Raw genomic sequence first — 15,412 nt, 5'->3', positions numbered from 1 at the left:
GATCATTTGTCCTTGCGCAGCTTCTGCGCCAGCAGCTGGGCGAAATCGGGGAGGTTCCTGAGCTGCCTGAGGTTCGGCAGCGACGGCGCCGGCGCTTGCGGCAGCGGCTCGGGCAGGCGATGCAAGGTGCGTACCCCGCCCGGCGACACGCCGAGCAGCAACTGCTCGCCGTTGACCTCGACCACCACCACGCGCTCCTTGGCGCCGACCGCCAGGCTGGCCACCACGCGCAGGCCATCGGCCGGGCGGAAGCCGCTGCCGGGCAGGCGCTTGAGCACCCAGGCCATGCCCAGGATCAGTCCCAGCACCAGCAGCAGCGCGAACACCGCGCCGAGCAGGCTGGGTGGCGAGGGTGCGGCGCTGCCGACGCCCGAGGCGGACCTGGCCGCCTGGGTGGCGGCCGCGAGCAACAGGCTCACCGCAGTCTCCGGATGCGTTCGCTGGGGCTGACCACGTCGGTCAGGCGCACGCCGAAGCGGTCGTTGATCGTCACTACCTCGCCGTGCGCGATCAGGGTGCCGTTGACGTACACGTCCAGCGGCTCGCCGGCGCCGCGCTCCAGTTCCACCACCGAGCCCTGGTTGAGCTGCAGCAGGTTGCGGATCGGGATGCGGTTGCGCCCGACTTCCAGCGACAGCGTCACCGGCACGTCCAGGATCATGTCCAGGTTCAGCTCGTTGCCGTCGCTGCCGGTTTCCGGCTGCAGGCTGTCGAACTGGGCCGGGACCGGCTCGGGGATTTCGTTCTGGCTCATGACGCGTCTTCCTGGAAGGCGGGGCGGCGGCGCAGCGCGCCGGGGGGTTGGGTCGATGTGATCTTCACGGCGTTCTGGCCGCGGGAAATGCCGAACTCGCCGGTGAACACCGGGATGTTCTCCACGCACAGCGGCACTTGCTTGGGCAGCTCGATCGGCAGCACGTCGCCGATCTTCAGCCGGGTCAGCTCGCGCAAGGTCATCTGCTTCTGCGCCAGCACGCTGGAAATGGTGACCTCGGCGGTGTTGAGCTGCTCGCGCAGCATGATGTTCCAGCTCTCGTCGCGGTCCACGCGGTCGCTCTGGATGCCGGCGTCGAGCAGTTCGCGGATCGGCTCCAGCATCGAGTACGGCAGGGTGATGTGGATCTCGCCGCCGCCGCCTTCCAGCTCCACGTGGAAGCGGCTGACCACCACGTATTCGCGCGGGGTGACGATGTTGGCGAAGTGCGGGTTGACCTCGGAATTGAGGTACTCGAACTCCACCTCCATCACCGGCGCCCAGGCCTCGTGCAGGTCGGCGAAGGTCTGCTTGAGCATCAGCTGGATCACCCGCATCTCGGTCGGGGTGAATTCGCGGCCTTCGATGCGCGTGGGGTAGCGGCCGTCGCCGCCGAAGAAGTTGTCGACCACGGTGAACACCAGGGTCGGCTCGAACACGATCAGGCCGGTGCCGCGCAGCGGCTTGAACTTGATCAGGTTCAGGTTGCTCGGCACGTACAACGAGTGCATGTAGTCGTTGAACTTGATCAGGTCGATGCCGCGCACCGACAGGTCGGCCGAGCGCCGGATCAGGTTGAACAGGCCGATCCGCCACAGCCGCGCGAAGCGCTCGTTGACCATTTCCAGCGTGGGCATGCGCCCGCGGATGATCCGGTCCTGGCTGGAGAAATCGTACTGGCGCGCTTCGCCGGGCGCCGGCGGCGCCGGCCCGGTGTCCACCGCGCCGGCATCGACGCCATGCAATAGCGCATCGATCTCGTCTTGGGAAAGCAGGTCGGTCATCGCGGCGGCGCCTTACTGGGTCACGAAGCTGGTGAACAGCAGGTCTTCCACGCACTTCTTGCCGGTCTCGGCGGTCATCAGCTTCTGCGCGTCGGCCAGCGCCGCGGCCTGCAGCTTCTTGCGCCCGGCGATGTCGGCGATGTCCTGCGCCTGCACCTGCGAGAACAGCATCAGCAGGTGCGCGCGGATCGCCGGCGCGTTCTCGGTGATCAGCTTCAGCTCTTCCGGGTCGCGGGTCATCAGCTGCACTTCCATCTGCAGGTAGTGCGGACCCTCGTCGGGGCTGCCGTTGAGATTGACCACGAACGCCGGGTCCATCGCGAAGTACTGCGCCGGCTTGGGCAGCTCGGCGGTCTTGGCCGCGGCCTTGCCATGGGCGGCATCGGGCTTCTTCAGGAAGAACCAGGCGCCGGCGCCGCCGCCGCCCAGCACCAGCACCGCGGCGATGACGATGATCAGCAGCTTCTTCTTCGACTTGCCGCCCTCCGGGGCCTCTTTGGCGTCCTTGGCGTCGGCGGATTTCTTCGATTTGTCGGCTGCTGCTGCCACGGATTGGCTCCTTAAGGGGGACTCTGCCCCTGAGGATGCAATCGGTGTGCCGAAACGGCGGGGTGGGCTCGCCGGATCTTTGACGGTGGCCGTGGCGGCCGATGGATGCGGCTTTTTGTGGGACGCAGTTCAGCCCGACGGGCTTGATCGGTGACGCGCGTCGGGGCTGAAGCGCCTCCCACAAGGAGCGGTTGCGGCCGGGGCCGCCGCGATGGCGCCGTTGGCTTACGCGTAGGCGTCGAGCAGGCCGCGCTGGCGCAATACCACCGACGGAATCCCGACGCTGCCCAGCAGCTCGTCGCCAGTGCCGCCGCCGGCATTGCCGGCGTTCGAGCTGCTGCCCTGGCGGGCATTCTGCGAGGCCTGCTGTTGTTGCTGACCGACATCGGCCTGGCCGAGCTGGAAGCCGTGCTGGCCGAGCATGTCGCGCAGCCGCGGCAGGCTGTTCTCCAGCGCCTGGCGCACTTCCGGCTGGGCGCTGCTGAAGCTGGCGTTGACCTGGTCGCCGTTCAGATGCAGGCGCACCTCGACCGGGCCCAGGTCGGCCGGGCTGAGCTTGATGTGTGCGTGGCCGATCTTCTGGTCCGCCAGCCAGCTCATGCGCGCGCCCAGTTCGTCGTCGAAGTTGTCGCCGTGCAGGTTCGGGGTCGGGGTCGGCGAGCCGGTGAACGGCGCGGCGGTGTCGGCGCTGCGCGCCGGCGCGTGGATCGCGGCCGTCGCCAGCAGGTTGATCGGATCGGTACCGGTGCTGGCCACCTCGCTGCCGCTGTCGGCGCTCTTGTCGGTGGCGCTCGCCAGCGCCGCCAGTGCGGCGACCGGGGCCGTGGCATCGCCGCCGCTGGCGGCCTGCGCCGCGGCCCCGGCGACCTGCGCCAGCATCCCGCCGAAGCCGCTGCCAGCGCTGGCGCCGGTGCTGGCCGCGGCGGTTGCCGGCGCGGCGGCGGTCGCGGCCGCACCGGCGGCCGCGGTGTCGGCGCCGGCCGCGGCCAGGGGAGTGTCGCCGCCGAGCAGCGCGGCCACGCCCTGGGCGGCGGCACCGGCGACGCCGATCGCCAACCCGGCCGCGCCCAGCGGACCGGCGCTCGCCGCCGGCAGCGCTGCAGCAGCCAGCGTCGGCAACAGGCTCATGCCGATGCCGGCAAGCCCCGCCGGTGGCCAGCCGGCGTCTTCCTTGCTGTCCTCGCCTTGCTTGGCGTCGGCCTTGCTGCCCTTGCCCGGCGCCTTGCTGTCCTCGCTGCTCTTTTCGCTGTCGCGTGCGGCCTGGTTGCCGGCCTGTGCGCTGCGCGCCGGCTCGCTGGCGTTGTCTTGCGAAGCGTCCGGACGCTTCGCCGCCGCGTCCTTGTCGGCGGACTTGTCGGCGGATGCCGGCGGCGCTTTGGCGCTGGACCGTGGCGCCGGCTTGGGCGCGGCGCGCGCGCTGTCGTTGCCGAGCAGCTTGTCGAAGTCCTGGCCGCCGCCGCGGTCCTGGCCCTGCGCGTCGGCGCTGCCGCCGGAGGCGCTGGCGCGGGCGTTGCCGCCCAGCGCGGAAAGTGCGTTGTTCATCGGCTGTCTCCGTTGTCGTTGTCGCTGTCGGCCGCAGCCGCGGCCACCGCCAGGCGCACCCGGCGCGCGCCGAGGTCGTCCATCTCGCGCTGGCTGCGGCGGTCGTCGACCTTGCGTTCCTGGGCGCGGTAGCTGGCCGCCAGCTGTTCCAGCACCTGCTTGTCGCGGCTGGCCAGCAATAGCCGGCTGCGCTCCATTTCCACCTTCTCGCGATTGCGGTCCACGGTCTGGCACTGCTGCTGCACGGCGCTTTCCAGGCGGTCCAGGAACGCGCGGCGGTTGGCCAGTTGCGCCAGGCTGGTCGCGGCCATCTGGCTGCTGGCGTATTCCTCGGCGTAGCGACGCAGTTCTTCCAGGCGCGACTCGTGGGTCGCCAGCGCGCGCTGGCGCTCGGCCAGGTCGCGGGCGACCTCGTCCTCGTGCTGCTGGGCGCGGCGGAGCAGGGGATCGATACGCTGCGATTGCATCATGGCTTAGTTCTCACGTTCGACCAGGCGCTTCAACGCGGCCTGGCTGTGGGGCAGATCTGCGGCCTTGGCGACATCCTGTCCGAGGAATTCCATGATTTCCGGCCAGCGCTCCAGCGCCTCGTCCACGGCTGCATCGTTGCCGCGCTGGTAGGCGCCGATGGTGATCAGGTCGCGGTTGGCCGAGTACGCCGACACCAGTCGCTTGAGCGCGCGGATGCGCAGCCGCCATGGCTCGTCGGCGATGTCCTGGACCACGCGGCTGACCGAGGATTCCACGTCGATGGCCGGATACAGGCCGCTGTCGGCGACGCGGCGCGACAGCAGGATGTGGCCGTCGAGGATGGCGCGGGCGGCGTCGGCGATCGGGTCCTGCGGATCGTCGCCTTCGGTCAGCACGGTGTAGAAGGCGGTGATCGAGCCGCGGCCCTTGGCGCCGTTGCCGGCGCGCTCGACCAGCGCCGGCAGCTTGGCGAACACCGACGGCGGGTAGCCGCGGGTGGTCGGCGGCTCGCCGACCGACAGGCCGATCTCGCGCTGCGCCTGGGCGAAGCGGGTCAGCGAGTCCATCAGCAGCAGCACGTTCAGGCCCTGGTCGCGGAACCATTCGGCGATCGCGGTGGCGCGGTAGGCGCCGTGCAGGCGCGCCAGCGGCGGGCGGTCGGCCGGCGCGGCCACGACCACCGCGCGGCGCAGGCCTTCCTCGCCCAGCGTGGTCTCGACGAAGTCGCGCACTTCGCGGCCACGTTCGCCGATCAGCCCGACCACGATCACGTCGGCGGCGGTGTAGCGGGTCATCATCCCGAGCAGGGTGGACTTGCCGACGCCGGAACCGGCGAACAGGCCCACGCGCTGGCCGCGGCCGATCGGCAGCAGCGCGTTGATCGCGCGCACGCCCACGTCCAGCGGCATGGTGATCGGCTCGCGCGCCAGCGGGTTGATCGAGATGCCGGCCATGCCGACCGAGCCTTCGGCGCGGATCGGGCCCTTGCCGTCCAGCGGCACGCCGTCCGAATCGATGACCCGGCCGAGCAGGCCTTCGCCCACTTCCACGCCGCCGCGGCGGCGCACCGGCACCACCCGCGCGTTGGGCAGCAGGCCGTGGGTTTCGGCGCTGGGCATCAGCGAGGTGCGTTCGCCGGAGAAGCCGACCACTTCGGCATCGACCCAGCCGCCGTCGACCTCGACCCTGCAGGTGGCGCCCATCGGCGCCTCGCAGCCGACCGCTTCCAGGGTCAGCCCGACCGCGCGGCGCAGGATGCCCTCGCGGATCAGGCCGCGGCCGGCGGCGGCGTCGAGCTCGAGCTGGCCCAGGCGCGCGGCCAGGCGCAGGTTGCGCGCGTCCAGCCAGTCGGCCGGATGGGTGCCGGACAGCGCGCTCACAGGCCCGCTCCGGACTTGCGCATCACCGTCTCCAGTGCCGCGCGCAGGCGCGCCTCCAGGGTGCCGTCGATGCGCACCGCTTCGGCATGCACGCGCAGGTCGCCGCGGCTCAGGGTCAGGTCCGGCACCAGCCGGGTGCCGTCGGCCATCGACGCCAGCAGCGGGGTCAGCGCGGCGATGTCGTCCGGGTGCAGGCGCACCTCGACCTCGCGGCGCGCGCCACCGACCGCATCCAGCGCTTCGCCGACCAGCTCGGCCAGCAGCGCCGGATCGGCCTCGTAGGCGCGGCCGACCAGGCTGCCGGCGATGCGCACGGCCAGCTCGCCGAGCGCGCCGACCACTTCGTTTTCCAGCCGCGCCAGCGGCCGCGAGAAATTGTCCAGGATGCCTTCGATCTGCGCGGTCAGGCGGCGGATCTCGGCCTGGCCCTGGGCCAGGCCCTCGCCGTGGCCGCGCTCGAAGCCTTCGTGCTGCGCGGCCGCCTCGATCGCCTGGATGTCTTCCAGGCTCGGCGGACGCAGGACCGGCTCTTCCGGCACGGCGTCCTCGACCTGCGGCACCGGCGCCGGGGCGGCATTGAGTTCCGGCGCGAACCAGCGCACCACGTTGCCGCTCATACCATCGCCTCCGCACCGGCGCCGCCGAGGCTGATCACGCCTTCATCGGCCAGGCGGCGCACGATGGTCAGGATCTCCTTCTGCGCGCCTTCCACATCGGCCAGGCGCACCGGGCCGCGCGCTTCCATGTCCTCGAGCAGGATTTCGGCGGCGCGCTGGGACATGTTCTTGGTGATCTTCTCGCGCACCTTGATGTCGGCGCCGCGCAGGGCCAGGCCGAGGCGGTCGCCGCTGACTTCGCGCAGCAGGGTCTGCAGCGCGCGGTCTTCCAGTTCGACCAGGTTGTCGAACACGAACATCAGGTCCTGGATGCGGGTGCTGAGCTCGGCGTCGATCTTGCCGATCGCCGCCAGCACGCCCTGGTCCTGGCCGCTGTCCATGAAGTTGAGGATGTTGGCGGCGACCTTGACCCCGCCGACGTTGGACGACTTCAGGTTCTGGTTGCCGGAGAACTGCCGCTCCATGATCTCGTTGAGTTCGTTCAGCGCGTTCGGCGGAATGCCGTCGAGGGTGGCGATGCGCATCAGCACGTCGGCGCGGGTGCGCTCGGGCAGCAGCTTCAGCGCCTCGGCGGCCTGGTCGCTGTCCAGGTGCGCCATGACGATGGCGATGATCTGCGGGTGCTCGTTGCGCACCAGGTCGGCGACCGCGCGCGGGTCCATCCACTTCAGCGTGTCCAGGCCGGTGGTGTTGCGGCCGAGCAGGATGCGGTCGATCAGGTTGCCGGCCTTGTCCGCGCCCAGCGCCTGCACCAGCACGTTGCGGATGTAGTCGTCGGCGCCCACGCCCAGCGAGGTCTTGCTGCCGAGTTCGGCGTTGAACTCGTCCATGACCTTCTCGACCTGGTCGCGCGAGATCCCGCTCATGGTCGCCATGGCGATGCCGATCTTCTGCACCTCCTTGGGGTCCATGTGCTTGAGCACCTCGGCCGCGTCGGCTTCGCCGAGCGACAGCAGCAGCACCGCGGCGCGCTGCACTCCATTGATTGCATTGGCATCAGGCTTCACTGGCGACCCATCCCTTCACGACTTGCGCGACACGCTTGGAATCCTGCTTGACCGCTTCGCGGGCCAGGCGCAGACGCTCTTCGTAGGCGTCGGGCAGGGCGATCGCGGGACGGCTGCCGCCGGCGATGCTGGCCGTGTCCTCGGCCATCGACGGCAGCAGCGGGTCGTCGTCGTCCAGCATCGACACATTGGCGTTGTGCGGCTCGGACTTGTCCTTGCCGATGTTCTTGGCCGGCGCCGGGCCGGCGATCTGGCGCAGCGCCGGGCGCAGCACGCCGAACAGCAGGGCCAGCACCACGGCCGCGCCGAGCAGCAGGCGCAAGCCGTTCATCACCCGCGGATCTTCCCACCAACCGGGCTTGTCCGCCGCTTCCGGCGCCTCGCGCACGAACGGGGCATTCATCACCGAGACGGTGTCGCCGCGCTCGGCATTGAAACCGACCGCCTGCTTGACCAGGCCTTCGATGCGGGTCAGCTCGGCGGCGCTGAGCGCCTGCTCGACCATCTTGCCCTTGGCGCCCGGCCGCGGCACATGGTCGACCAGCACCGCCACCGACACGCGCTTGATCCGGCCCGGCGGCTGCCGGGTGTGCTGCAGGGTGCGGTCCAGCTCGTAGTTGCGGGTGGCGCTCTTGGAGGTTTCGGTCGGGGTCGCGGCGGCCGCCTGCTGGGCGTTGGCCGGGGTGGCGCCCGGGGTGCCGGCGGCACCGGGCTGTCCCGGCGCGGCGGCGCCGGGCGGCGAATTGCTGGTCGCGCCGGGCACGCCCTGCGGGCCGGCCGCGGCGGTGCTGCTGTCGCTGACCTGCTCGCTGCGCAGCTTCGGCGGCTCGCCGTTGTACAGCTCGCGGGCTTCCTCGGTGACCGAGAAGTCCATGTCCACGCTGACTTCCGGATTGACCCGGCCGGGGCCGGTCATCGGCTCCAGCAGTTCGCGGATGCGCTGGTTGTAGGAGCTTTCCTGGCGCCGCACCTGCTCGAACTGGGCCGCGTTCAGGGCCGCGTCGCTGTTCGGGTCGGCGATGGTCAGCATGCGCCCGCTCTGGTCGACCACGGTGACCCGCTCCGGGGTCAGGTCGGGGATGCTGGAGGCGACCATGTTGACGATCGCATCGACCTGGTTGCGTTCCAGGGTGGTGCCGCCGCGCAGTTCCAGCACCACCGAGGCGCTGGCCACGTCGCGCTGGCGGGTGAACGCGCTGGGCTTGGGAATGGCCAGGTGCACCCGCGCCTCGCGCACCGGGCGCAGGCTGGCGATGGTGCGCGCCAGTTCGGTTTCCAGCGCGTGCTGGTAGCGCGCGTTCTCGACGAACTGGCTGACGCCGAAGCCCGGATCCTTCTCCATGACCTCGAAGCCCATGTTGCCGGTGTCGGTCAGGCCGGAGCCGGCCAGCTTCAGCCGCGCGTCGTAGAGCTTGTCTTCCGGCACGGTGATCGCGCCGGTGGTCTGGTCGAGCTTGAACGGGATCTGCGCGGTGCGCAGCAGATCGGTGGCCTCGGCCGTGCCCTTTTCGTCCAGGCCGGTGTACAGGGGCGTGTAGGCGGGCTTCTGCGACCAGAAGAACACGAACAGGCCCGCGGCCACGGCCACGGCGATCATCGCCATCAGCCCGATGCGGCGGGTGATCTGCAGGCTCTGCAGGCGATCGAACCAGGCGCCTGCCTTTTCGCCGCTGAGAGTGTCTTTGCTGAGCGCAAGAGCCATCGGTGTCTACCTTACAGCGGCATGTTCATCACGTCCTGATACGCCTGGACGAGTCGGTTGCGGACTTCCACGGTGGCGCGGAACGCCACCTGGGACTGTTGCGCGGCCATCATCACCTTGGCCAGGCCGGCATTGGGATCGCCCATTTCGAACGCCTTGGCCAGATCGCCGGCCTTCTGCTGGGTCTCGTTGACGCCGCTGATCGCGCTGCGCAGGGTCTCGCTGAAGCTCGGGGCCTGCGTGCCCTGGGTCCCGGTCAGGCCCTCGATCGCATTGCTGCGCCCGGCATCGGCCACCTGCGCAGGCGCTGCCTGGCCGACCTGGCTCTGGTAGCTGCGGATCTGCGAGAGGATGGAACTGATGGAGTCGCTCATACGGGGATGTCCATGCCGGGGCGGCTACCGGGGATGGATGCAAGCGGTGTGCCGGAATCCGGCGGGTGCCGGCCGGCTACCCGGAAGGACGGGCGAACGCCTGGCCGCATCGAACGACACGAAGCGTCGCCCTTCCCCTCATCCGCCCCTTCGGGGCAGCTTCTCCCGGGGGGAGTAGGGAGGGGCGCGCCGTGCGAGGGCAGGCGGCGGCGTCGGCTTCCCGACGCCGCCCGGTCGCGGTCTTTGCTGCCCTGGCGACGGCCGATTGACGCGCCGTGCCGGCCCGCGTCCTGGCCCGGATCAGCAGGATGCAATCCTGCTGCCGGTCCCGGCGGCCGCTGCGCTCAGTCCGGCAGCCAGGCCGCGCGCCAGGCCTGCAGGTTGGCGCCTTGCAGCATCCAGTCGCGGCGCACTGCCGCGTGCAGCGCAGCGCCGGCCGCAGCCCGGGCGGTGGCATCGGCCAGGTGCATGCGGATCGCGTTGACCCAGTCGCGGAAGCGGTTCTTGACCAGGGTCGCCGGCAACCCGTGCTGGTAGGGCGGCAGGTCGCTGGCCACCACCGGGTAGCCGCAGGCGCCGTATTCGAGCAGGCGCAGATTGCTCTTGCAGCGGTTGAACAGGTTGTCTTCCAGCGGCGCCAGCGCCAGGTCCAGGCGCAGCGCGGCCAGGGCCTGCGGGTAGCGCCCGAAGTCCACGCCCGGGTGCACTTCGGCCACATGCGGGCGCAGCCGCTCCGGGCACATGCCCATGAACACCCAGTGCACTTCGCCGGCCAGCGCCTGCACCACGTCGGCGATCAGTTCCAGGTCGCCGGTGTGGCTGGCGCCGCCGGCCCAGCCGACCCGCGGTTTGCCGCCGGCACTGGTCCTGGTCGGCGCGGGCAGCTCGCCCCACATGTGCGGATCCAGCCGGTTGTGGACCACGCGGATGTCCGCATGCAGGCCGGCCAGGGCCTCGGCCAGGGCGGGGGTGGACACCACCACCCGGTCCACCAGCGCCGCGGCGCGGCGCAGCCAGCGCAGCACGTCCTTGGGCATCTGCTCGCGATGCGCGCTCTTCAGCGGCAGGTTGGGCAGGTAGTCGTCCAGTTCGTAGACCTTGAATGCGCTGGAGAAGCGGCGCATGCGCTCCATCTTCGCCAGCTCGGCCTCGCCGACCCGGCGTTGCACCAGCACCGCATCGGGAGCCACGCGCTCCATCTCCACCGGATCGAGCAGGCGCGCGTAGTAGACGCCATCGATCTGCCCGGCCTCGGCCAGCGCCTGGAACGGCTGGATCACCCGGTAGTGGCCGCTGCCGAACGCATCGCCCGGGTGCGCCAGGATCCGCGGCAGCGGCTGCCACGACAGCGGCTGCCAGGAGAACTCGGACTCGCCCAGCTTGAAACCGCCCGGCTGCTCCAGGCCCAGGCTCGGCGAGTAGGCCGGATCGTGCGCCATGACCGGCAGCCAGCGTTGCAGCAAGGCATCGTCGGCGCTTTGCGGCCGCGGCGGCGCGGCGGGCAGCAGCAGCAGCGCTTCCGGCGTCCAGAGCGTCCATTCGCCAAGCGCGGCCGCGCGCAGGCACAGGTCCACGTCGGCCCCGCCGTCGGCGAAGCCTGCCGCATCGAACCCGGACAGCCGCGCGAACAGCTCGCGCCGCACCAGCATGCAGCGTTCGGACACCGCGCTGTAGCGGTGCGCCACCTGCAGCCGGCCCATGTAGCCGGCGTGTGCCATCGGCTCGCCGGCGAAGGCGTGGCCGGCGCCGGGCAACAGCCCGGGCAGCAGACCCGCGTGGGTGATGGTGGCGTCCGCGGACACGCCCTTGGCGCCGACGATGCCGACCTCCGGGCGCTGCGCATGGTTCATCAGTCCGTGCAGCCAGCGGCCCTGGACCACGGCGCTGTCGGCGTCCAGGAACAGCAGGTAGTCGCCCTGCGCCTGGGTCGCGGCCAGGTTGCGCGCCTCGGCCTGCGCCACGCGCTGCTCCAATGCGAACACGCGGATGCGGCCATTGCCCAGTTCGGCCACCGCCTGCAGCCAGTCGCCGACCGCCGCCGAGGTGCTGGCGTTGTCGACCAGCAGCAGTTCGTAGGCCGGGTAGGCGGTGGTCTCGAGCAGGCCGACCACCAGGCGTTGCAGGGCCGGCAGATTGTCCTGGGCGATGGTCACGATCGAGACCGGCGCCTGCTGCGCGTGGCCGTAGTCGATGCGGTGCAATCCGCCGGGCAGCGTGTCGATCCTGGCGTCGGTGTAGCCACGCGCCTGCAGGTGGCCGGCGACGGCGCGCTGGCGCGCCTCGGCGCCCGCGGCGGCGTCGGCCGGTGCCGCGATCAGCAGCGGCTCGGGCAGATGTACCAGGCTGGCGCCGGCATCGCGCTGGAACAGGCGCAGGATCAGCTCCAGTTCCAGCGCGCCGGCGTGATCGGGATCGAACCCGCCCAGCTCCTGCACCAGGGCGCGGCGGAACACCCAGTGCCGGGCGGTCGCCAGCGGATTGCCCAGCAGCAGGTCCAGATCCGGATCCGGGCGCAGCACCGGGGCCAGCGTCTGGCCGTCCAGCGCCAGCCATTCGTCGGCATACAGCGCGCTGCAGTGCGGCTGTTGCGCCAGTTCCAGAACCAACCGCAGCAGGCCGCCCGCGCAGAAACGGGTGCCGGCGCCGGCGCACAGGAACCAGTCCGCGTGGTCGAGTTCGGCCAGCGCGGCGTTGCGGTCGGCGGCCTCGTCGGCGGACGTCAGCGGCAGATGCCGGACCCGCGGATCCGGCCATGGCGTGGCCGCCGGGTCGCCCAGCACGGCCACGCTCAGCGTGGCGAAGGCGGCGCCGTCGAGCAGCAGGCTGTGCAGGCTGGCTTGCAGCGCGGCCGCGTCGGCGTTGCGCGCGTCCAGCATTACCGCCAGCCGCGCGCCGCCACCCAGTTCCGCCAGGCGCGCGTCGAACAGGGCGCGCTTGGCCGGCGGCAGCTGCCGCTGCGCCTGCCAGTCCAGCAGTGCCAGCTGCGCGCGGCCGCGCGCATACGCGGCCTGGATCGCCTGCAGCAGATCGACCGGCACGGCGTCGCCGCCGCCCAGCGGCGCCACATGGACCAGGCGCACGTCGCCATCGCCGCGATACCAGCCCATGGCGCGCACGCCGCGGCGGAAATCGTCGTGGCCCTGGTCGCCGATGCCTGGTTGGTCGCGGCCGGCCTGGCTGTACTGGTCCCGCGTCACCCGAAACCGGGTCAGTGGTCTGGCCAGCAGAGCGAGGTTGCCGCGGTGCAGGAGCTTGGCGTACAGCGCCAGGTCGCCGACCCAGTGGATCAGCTTGCCGTCCAGCATCATCAGCTGGTCGCCGATCTCCAGCAGATCCTGGCGCCGGCACAGCACGCAGCTCGGCTCGCCGATGAAGTTGATGGTGTGGTCGGCGAGGAAGGACAGCAGCTCGGGGCCGTCGAGCAACACATCGCCGGCGAACGGGAAGCTGGTGGCGTGGATGTCCGGCAGCGGCGCATCGTCGCCGTCGATGCGCTGCCGGCGCGAGGAGGCCAGCACCACGTCGGGGCCGGCCTGCATGGCCTGCACCAGCGCGGCGATGCAGTCCGGCTCCAGCACGTCGTCGTCGTGCAGGAACTTGACGTAGTCGCCCTGCGCCAGGCCGATGCCCTTGATGGTGCTGCCGAGTTCGCCCAGGCGGCTGGGGTTGTGCTGGTAGCGGATCGGGAAGCGCGCGTCGGCGCGCCTGCGTTCCACCGCCGCGGCGATGGTGCCATCGGGGTTGTCGTCGCAGATCACCATTTCCAGCGCCGGATGGGTCTGGCCCAGCACGCTGTCGAGCGTCCGCTCGAAGTAGCGGAACTTGTAGGCCGGCATGACGATGCTGACCAGGGAGTTGGGAGTCATGCAGGGTGGGCCGTGTTCAAGGGTTGGACAACTGGGACTCATAGCATTGTCGGGGATTCGGCAACCACCCGCATACAGGCATCGGCGCGAGCGTCATCTGCCACTTGAAAGATGCGTACTTTGATTGGTCGGCGTGAGGCTGCTGAGTTCAGCCAAGCCTGAAACGCGCAGAGGCGCGGATGACTGAGCCGATGCCGACCCTCAAATGAGGGCTGGTTCTCAGTAATCGGTCGATGCCAATGGTAGGTTGGATGGGCCGCGAATCGCCACTGGAGAATGACGACATCCCGGTACTATCAAATATTTGAGGCCAAGATACTCTCCGCTGTTGGAGAAGTTATGAATTTCCGAAAAATTCTTGCTTTTACAATTCTCATTATGGTGGCAGGTAAATTTTAGGATAATAAACTTCGCAATTATATATTTAAGGAGCTTCATGCCATGCCAGATGCAATCTCAGGTGCCAATATCTATGTAAAAAGCGGCACGCGCGCGCAGTTTGATACTGCTGCGACGGCTGGTGAGCTCGCTGCCAGCGAGCCATATTTCATCAGTGATGAAGGTCGGTTCGCGATGGGCACTAGCGCGAATAGCTATGTTACTTACGCCGTTGCCTTGACTCAAGATTTGTCTTTGTATGTCTCCAACATGGGCAATGATTCCAATGATGGGCTAAGCGCCGCGACGGCATTTCAGACCATCCAACATGCTGTAAATGTACTGCGAACACGTTATTCGCTATGCGGCTATACGGTATTTATCAATGTCGCAGACGGAACTTATGTAGAAAATGTTTCGATGGGCAACGTGACAGGTGGCGTCGTTCGGTTTGTAGGTGGCACGTCTGCTATTTGGCGCAATACTGCGGGATCGATCCTTACGGTGGGTGACGGTAGCAGGGTTCAGTTGTCTGGTTTCACTTTCGGTGGCGGGGGCACAGTAAACGGCATATTGATCAATAGTAGAGGGTTTTGTAGTTTCCTGGGTGGCCACGTGTTTGCAGCGATGACCGGTTCCCAAATCACCACAACTACCAATGGCGTCTGTTACGTCCCAGGCAACTACAGTATCACTGGAGGTGGCACCACCCATTATGGAGTATACGATGGTGGTCAACTGGTTCTTGGTAGCATCACCGTCACCTTGACAGGTACGCCGGCTTATACTATTTCCTTCGTTGACGCTGGCCGCGTGGGTAGCATAAATGGCGGTGACACAACATTTACGTTCTCCGGTGCGGCCACAGGCCTGCGGTATAAGGTCTATGCAAATGGGGTGATTTGGGTTAGTGGGAAAGGCCAAAATATCTTTCCAGGAAGTGTGGCTGGATCCATTTATGCCGGCGGGAGTTATTCTTGATATTAGACCTTATGAAGGCTGTTCGTTCGTGAAGACTGGGATTCTTCATTCAGACCGGCGATTGGCCAAGCTGGTGCGCTGCCAGTCCAACTTGCCGATGCCCGGATGGTCGCGCCCAGACTGACTGAACTGGACGGTGAAGACGCGGAAGTGGGTCAGGGCCTGGACTGGACAGGAACGACAGGTTGCCGCGCTGCAGGACCTTGGCGTACAGCGCCAGGTCGCCCACCCAATGGATGACCTTGCCGCTCAAGGACATCGGTTCATCGCCCAGGTCCTGGTGCCGGCACAGCACGCAGCTGTGCTCGCCGATGAAATTGATGGTGTGGTCAGCGAGGAAGGACCGCAGCTCGCGCCCATCGATCAGTACATCCTCGGAAAACGGAAAGCAGGTCGCCAGGATGTCCGGCAACGGCTCGCCTTGCTCATCAATGCGCAGCCGTGGCGAAGGACGCCATCGCAACACTGGGGTTGGCTTCCATCGCCGCCCCCAGCTCTTAGATGCATTCCGGCATCAACACATCGTCGTCGTGCAGGAACTTGATGTACTTGCCCTGGGCCAGACCGATCCTTTGACCTTGCTAGCCAGCTCGGAGGCGGTCCTCATTCTTGAAGTAGCGAATGGGAAAACCGGCCAGGGCGCGCTTGTTCTCAACGATCCTGGAAACACCGCCGTCTGCGTTGTCGTCGCAGATCACCAGCTCAAGCGCAGGGTAGGTCTGTGCCAGCACGCTGTCCATGGCCTGCTCGAAATAGGTCGCCTTGTAGGCAGGCATGACGATGCTGAC

13 protein-coding genes and 1 pseudogene are annotated in these 15,412 nt (G+C 68.6%); 1 reads left to right on the top strand and 13 read right to left on the bottom strand.

All coding sequences use genetic code 11. The features are described 5' to 3' along the window. Positions 1 to 2: 2 nt before the first annotated feature. From fliO to NRY95_11700, 12 genes are all read right to left on the bottom strand, one after another. On the bottom strand, positions 3 to 419 hold the full coding sequence (gene fliO / locus NRY95_11755; protein UYC14431.1) for a flagellar biosynthetic protein FliO: 417 nt from the start codon (positions 417 to 419) through the stop codon (positions 3 to 5). Then, the gene (fliN, locus tag NRY95_11750; protein UYC14430.1) at positions 416 to 754 is read right to left on the bottom strand and encodes a flagellar motor switch protein FliN; all 339 of its coding nucleotides are present in this window, start codon (positions 752 to 754) and stop codon (positions 416 to 418) included. The genes fliO and fliN overlap by 4 nt, the downstream gene beginning before the upstream one ends. Beyond that, positions 751 to 1,758, bottom strand: coding sequence for a flagellar motor switch protein FliM (gene fliM, locus NRY95_11745; protein UYC14429.1), 1,008 nt, complete (start codon positions 1,756 to 1,758; stop codon positions 751 to 753). The genes fliN and fliM overlap by 4 nt, the downstream gene beginning before the upstream one ends. Positions 1,759 to 1,770: 12 nt before the next feature. Beyond that, on the bottom strand, positions 1,771 to 2,307 hold the full coding sequence (locus NRY95_11740; GenBank protein UYC14428.1) for a flagellar basal body-associated FliL family protein: 537 nt from the start codon (positions 2,305 to 2,307) through the stop codon (positions 1,771 to 1,773). A 225-nt stretch (positions 2,308 to 2,532) separates the two neighbouring features. Beyond that, positions 2,533 to 3,849 carry a flagellar hook-length control protein FliK gene (locus tag NRY95_11735; GenBank protein UYC14427.1) on the bottom strand — a complete coding sequence of 439 codons (1,317 nt, stop codon included), beginning with the start codon at positions 3,847 to 3,849 and terminating at the stop codon, positions 2,533 to 2,535. Continuing rightward, complete coding sequence (gene fliJ / locus NRY95_11730) at positions 3,846 to 4,319, bottom strand: flagellar export protein FliJ (GenBank protein UYC14426.1); 474 nt, start codon at positions 4,317 to 4,319, stop codon at positions 3,846 to 3,848. Before fliJ ends, NRY95_11735 begins: the two co-directional genes overlap by 4 nt. A gap of 3 nt (positions 4,320 to 4,322) precedes the next feature. Further along, entirely contained in the window at positions 4,323 to 5,699 is a 1,377-nt protein-coding gene (locus tag NRY95_11725; GenBank protein ID UYC14425.1) for a FliI/YscN family ATPase, read from the bottom strand. Continuing rightward, positions 5,696 to 6,316, bottom strand: coding sequence for a FliH/SctL family protein (locus NRY95_11720; GenBank protein ID UYC14424.1), 621 nt, complete (start codon positions 6,314 to 6,316; stop codon positions 5,696 to 5,698). The genes NRY95_11725 and NRY95_11720 overlap by 4 nt, the downstream gene beginning before the upstream one ends. Then, entirely contained in the window at positions 6,313 to 7,302 is a 990-nt protein-coding gene (fliG, locus tag NRY95_11715; GenBank protein UYC18571.1) for a flagellar motor switch protein FliG, read from the bottom strand. Before fliG ends, NRY95_11720 begins: the two co-directional genes overlap by 4 nt. A 10-nt stretch (positions 7,303 to 7,312) precedes the next feature. Continuing rightward, positions 7,313 to 9,025 (bottom strand): flagellar M-ring protein FliF, encoded by a 1,713-nt coding sequence (gene fliF / locus NRY95_11710; protein UYC14423.1) that lies wholly within the window; start codon positions 9,023 to 9,025, stop codon positions 7,313 to 7,315. A gap of 11 nt (positions 9,026 to 9,036) precedes the next feature. Further along, entirely contained in the window at positions 9,037 to 9,399 is a 363-nt protein-coding gene (fliE, locus tag NRY95_11705; GenBank protein ID UYC14422.1) for a flagellar hook-basal body complex protein FliE, read from the bottom strand. Between the two features lie 344 nt (positions 9,400 to 9,743). Beyond that, positions 9,744 to 13,235 (bottom strand): glycosyltransferase, encoded by a 3,492-nt coding sequence (locus NRY95_11700; GenBank protein ID UYC18570.1) that lies wholly within the window; start codon positions 13,233 to 13,235, stop codon positions 9,744 to 9,746. A 471-nt stretch (positions 13,236 to 13,706) separates the two neighbouring features. Here NRY95_11700 and NRY95_11695 point away from each other — a divergent pair, with 471 nt between their 5' ends. Then, a complete protein-coding gene (locus tag NRY95_11695) occupies positions 13,707 to 14,624 on the top strand; it encodes a hypothetical protein (protein ID UYC14421.1) in 918 nt (305 codons plus the stop codon). A 93-nt stretch (positions 14,625 to 14,717) separates the two neighbouring features. Here NRY95_11695 and NRY95_11690 read toward each other — a convergent pair. Then, positions 14,718 to 15,400 (bottom strand): annotated as a pseudogene (locus NRY95_11690) (glycosyltransferase family 2 protein). Positions 15,401 to 15,412 lie beyond the last annotated feature (12 nt).

Source organism: Xanthomonas campestris pv. phormiicola (assembly GCA_025666215.1).
Classification (GTDB): Bacteria; Pseudomonadota; Gammaproteobacteria; order Xanthomonadales; family Xanthomonadaceae; genus Xanthomonas_A; species Xanthomonas_A campestris_A.
Note: the sequence above shows the minus strand (reverse complement) of the source record. Positions and strands in the feature narration are given on the sequence as shown.